Origin of the sequence: Kitasatospora sp. NPDC093558, assembly GCF_040683475.1 — a bacterium.
Taxonomy (GTDB): Bacteria; Actinomycetota; Actinomycetes; order Streptomycetales; family Streptomycetaceae; genus Kitasatospora.
Genome location: NZ_JBFBDY010000589.1, coordinates 1 through 3859, shown reverse-complemented (window position 1 = coordinate 3859; position 3859 = coordinate 1). Strand labels below are relative to the sequence as shown.

Here is a 3859-nt window from a genome sequence, read left to right as displayed (position 1 = left end):
ACCAGCCGGTGCTCCAGCTCGCTCGGGGTGATCCGGATCCCGACCGTCCCGGCCAGCCCGACGCGGAAGCGGCTGCGGGCCAGCGCGAGCAGGGCCGTCAGGCCGTACTTGTTGATGAGCGAGGTGCGGTAGCGCGCCGTGGCGTCCGCGTCGCAGACGCGTGCGCGGGCCGGGAGCGGGCGGCCGGTCGGGCGGCCGTGGGCGTCGCAGGGACCGATCAGCACCTTGGGGTGGCGGCGGATGCGTTCGGCCTCGCCCGAGTGGGCGGGGGTCCAGACACCGAGCGCGCTGCCGTCCGCCACCACCCAGAGCGGGGACTCGATGCGGTGGCCGCTGTCGTCGAACGTGGTGAGCAGGAGGTATCTGCTGTCGGCGAGCCGGCCGGTTCGGTCGTGCACGGTGTCCTCCCTCTGAGGTGTGGCGGCCGGGCCGGGTCAGTGCCCGTGGCCCTCGGTGATCTCGCGGTACTCCTCGCCGGTGGGCTTGGCGATCCGGGCGTGCTCGCCGTGGAGGCCACGGGAGAGCATCGCGCGGGTGCGGGTGAGCACACCGGCCGGGCGGGCGACGCCGTTCTCGTCGACGGGGGCCGCCGCTTCGAGGGGGCGGGGCTGCTCGTGCGCGGTGAGCCGGTGCAGTTCGGCGGGTGCGAGTCCGGCGTGCACCTCGACGAACTCGCCGTGCGGCAGGCGCTTGATGACACCGGTCTCGCGGCCGTGCAGCACCTTGTCCCGGTCGCGGCGCTGGAGGCCGAGGCACCAGCGCTTGGTGACGATGAACACGACCACCGGGACGACGAAGAAGCCGACCCGCACCGCGTAGGTGATGGTGTTGAGGGACAGGTGCAGGTGGGTCGCGATCAGGTCGTTGCCGCCGCCCGCGAGCATCACCAGGTAGACGCTGATCCAGGCGGCGCCGAGCGCGGTGCGGACGGGCACGTTGCGCGGCCGGTCGAGCAGGTGGTGCTCCCGCCGGTCGTTCGTCACCCACCCCTCGATGAACGGGTACACGGCGATCGCGCCCAGGATGACCGGGAAGAGCGTGAACGGTATGAGCACCCCCAGGTTGAGGGTGTGACCCCAGAGCCCGACCTCCCAGCCGGGCATGACGCGGATCAGGCCCTCGGCGAAGCCCATGTACCAGTCGGGCTGCGCGTCGGTGGACACCTGGTCGGGACGGTACGGGCCGTACGCCCAGATCGGGTTGATGGTGGCGACCGCCGCCATCAGGGCGATCACGCCGAAGACGAGGAAGAAGAACCCGCCCGCCTTGGCCACGTAGACGGGCATCAGCGGTGTGCCGACGACGTTCTTCTCGGTCTTGCCCGGGCCCGCCCACTGGGTGTGCTTGTGGTAGAAGACCAGGATCAGGTGTGCCGCCAGCAGGCCGAGCATGATGCCCGGGATCAGCAGCACGTGGATCGTGAAGAAGCGCGGCACGATGTCGTGTCCCGGGAACTCCCCGCCGAACAGGAACATCTGGATGTAGGTGCCCACCAGCGGCACGGCCAGCACCACGCCCTCGACGAAGCGGATGCCGGTGCCCGAGAGCAGGTCGTCGGGCAGCGAGTAGCCGAAGAAGCCGTCCAGCAGGCCGAGGAAGAACAGCAGGAAGCCGAAGACCCAGTTGATCTCGCGGGGCTTGCGGAACGCGCCGGTGAAGAACACCCGCATCATGTGCACGAGCATGGCGGCCACGAAGACGAGTGCCGCCCAGTGGTGGATCTGGCGGATCAGCAGGCCGCCGCGGACCTCGAAGCTGATGTTCACCGTCGAGGCGTAGGCCTCCGACATCTGGATGCCCTTGAGTGGGACGTACGCGCCGTCGTAGACGACCTCGCCCATGGAGGGCTTGAAGAAGAGGGTCAGCCAGACGCCGGTCAGGATGATGATGGCGAACGAGTAGAGGCAGATCTCGCCCAGCATGAAGGACCAGTGGTCCGGGAAGATCTTGCGCAGGTTCGCCCTGGCCAGGGTGTAGATCCCCAGCCGGCCGTCGGTCCAGTCGGCCGCCCGCTGCCCGCGCCCTGGGCTCTGATTCCGGGTCATGTCCACGCACCTCAGTCGAAAATGAAACGGGGACAGTTCCCCGTATCAAGCCGAGGCCACCATAACCGGGGAGCTGCCCCCGTTTCCAGCCGGGGTGGCCGTGCTCACAAGGGTCGGCCGACGGGCAGCGCCCCTCACGCCTCCGCCGCGCGCCCCCTCACGCGTCCGTCAGGCGCCCTTCACGCGTCCCAGAGGCGGTAGAAGGCCTCCTCCAGGTGCTCCGGGTCGACCGGCGCGCCGGGCAGCGTGTGCGTGCCGGCGGTGGGGCGGAAGGCGTCGAGCAGGAGGGCGAGCGGGCGGCGCCAGCCGTCCGGGTGCTGGTCCGTCAGGGCGGGCATGGCGCGCACCAGCGGGCCCATGAGGATAAGCAGGTCCATGGTGGTCACGTCGGCGCGCACGGTGTGCTGCTCCTGGGCGCGGGTGACCAGGGTGGTGACCGTCGCGGCGTTGCGCTCGGAGAGCTCGGCGAGGAACCGGGAGTCGCGGGCGGTGGCGGTGACCAGGTCGTTGAGGCCGCGGTCGCCGGCGACCAGGGTGAAGATCCGCTCGAAGTAGCCGCACAGCGCCCGCCAGCCGTCGGGCTCGGCCAGGGCCTCGGCGGCGGCCCGGTCGAACACGGTGCTCGTGTCGGCGAAGATCTCCTCGATCAGGGCGTCGCGGGTGGGGAAGTGCCGGTAGAGGGTGGCGTTGCCGACGCCGGCGGCCTTGGCGATGCGGTCCAGCGGCACGTTCAGGCCCTCCCGGGCGAACAGCGTGCGGGCGGCGGCGATGAGGATCTCGCGGTTGCGGGCGGCATCGCGGCGGCGGGAGGTCGGCGGGACGGCGCGGGCGGGGGAGTCGTGCGGGGTGGAGGGCATGGCGGTGACCTTGGTGATCGTCGGGCGTCGGCAGGAGACGGGAAACCGGCGGAAGTGCGGACGGAGAGGATGAACCGGGCGCGGATCAGCCTATCCGGGCCGCCTCGCCGGCCCCGTTCCCGTACGTCGAGGTTCCCGTACGTCGAGCCGCAGGACCGGCGCCGGTCACGAACCGGTGCGTGACGGCCCCGGTCACGAAGCGGTGCGTGACGGCGGCGCGGCCGGCACCGCCGCTCCGCGGTGCTTGAGGTTGACGGCCGTCGCCTTGGCCAGGGCCGCCGGGCTCAGGAACTGCAGCGGGCCGATCAGGCGGGATCCGAAGCGATGCATGTGGCGGGCCATCGAGGCGTCCCGCGCCGCCGCCGCGAACATCAGCCGCTCCAGGGGGTTGAACGGGCGGGACTTGGCGTAGTCGGCGGCGAGGTACTGGTGGCCGCGCATGCGGCGCTGGTGGGTGCGCGCGTACGCCGCGAGCGACTTGTCGAGGTCGCCCTGGCCGGTGACGGCTGCGGCGACGGCGTAGGCCAGCCACCGTGCGGACTGCAGCGCCCACCCGCAGCCCACTCCCCACAGCGGGTCACTGGTCAGGGCGGCGTCGCCGATGAGCGCGAGGCCCGGTGCGGTCGGTACGCGGCTGTGCAGCGGGTAGTCGACGGTACCGATGATCTTCGTGATGCGTTCGGCGGAGTCGACGGCCGGCGCGTCGGGCAGGGCGCGGACGAAGGCGGTGAAGCTGCCCTCCAGGTCCTCCCGGAAGGCCGGCAGCCGCTTTTTGTCCGGGAGCACCGCGACGACCGTCACCCCGTCGTCGTTGGGCAGCGCGTACGCCATGTCGGGCTCCAGGAACCAGGTCCGGGCGATCCCGCCGGGCAGCGGAAGGTTGCGGAACTGCGCGAGGTACCCGAACCGGGCGTTCTCGTGCCGGCGCTCGGACACCCCGGCGAACTTCGCCACCGC

3 protein-coding genes and 1 pseudogene are annotated in these 3859 nt (G+C 71.5%); all 4 read right to left on the bottom strand.

The features are described from left to right. Positions 1-398, bottom strand: a 398-nt coding sequence (locus AB0O00_RS32030; protein ID WP_363657756.1) for a PPOX class F420-dependent oxidoreductase, incomplete at its 3' end; no start/stop codon positions are given. A gap of 36 nt (positions 399-434) precedes the next feature. Next, the gene (locus AB0O00_RS32025) at positions 435-2045 is read right to left on the bottom strand and encodes a cytochrome b N-terminal domain-containing protein (RefSeq protein ID WP_363657754.1); all 1611 of its coding nucleotides are present in this window, start codon (positions 2043-2045) and stop codon (positions 435-437) included. A 179-nt stretch (positions 2046-2224) separates the two neighbouring features. Then, the gene (locus AB0O00_RS32020) at positions 2225-2902 is read right to left on the bottom strand and encodes a helix-turn-helix domain-containing protein (RefSeq protein WP_363657752.1); all 678 of its coding nucleotides are present in this window, start codon (positions 2900-2902) and stop codon (positions 2225-2227) included. 192 nt (positions 2903-3094) lie between these two features. Further along, positions 3095-3859: pseudogene (locus AB0O00_RS32015) on the bottom strand (NAD(P)/FAD-dependent oxidoreductase); the annotation flags it as partial.

Excerpts from the sequence above, each read along its gene's own strand:
- AB0O00_RS32025 (WP_363657754.1), bottom strand. The coding sequence starts at position 2,045 with ATGACCCGGAATCAGAGCCCAGGGCGCGGGCAGCGGGCGGCCGACTGG.
- AB0O00_RS32020 (WP_363657752.1), bottom strand. The coding sequence starts at position 2,902 with ATGCCCTCCACCCCGCACGACTCCCCCGCCCGCGCCGTCCCGCCGACC.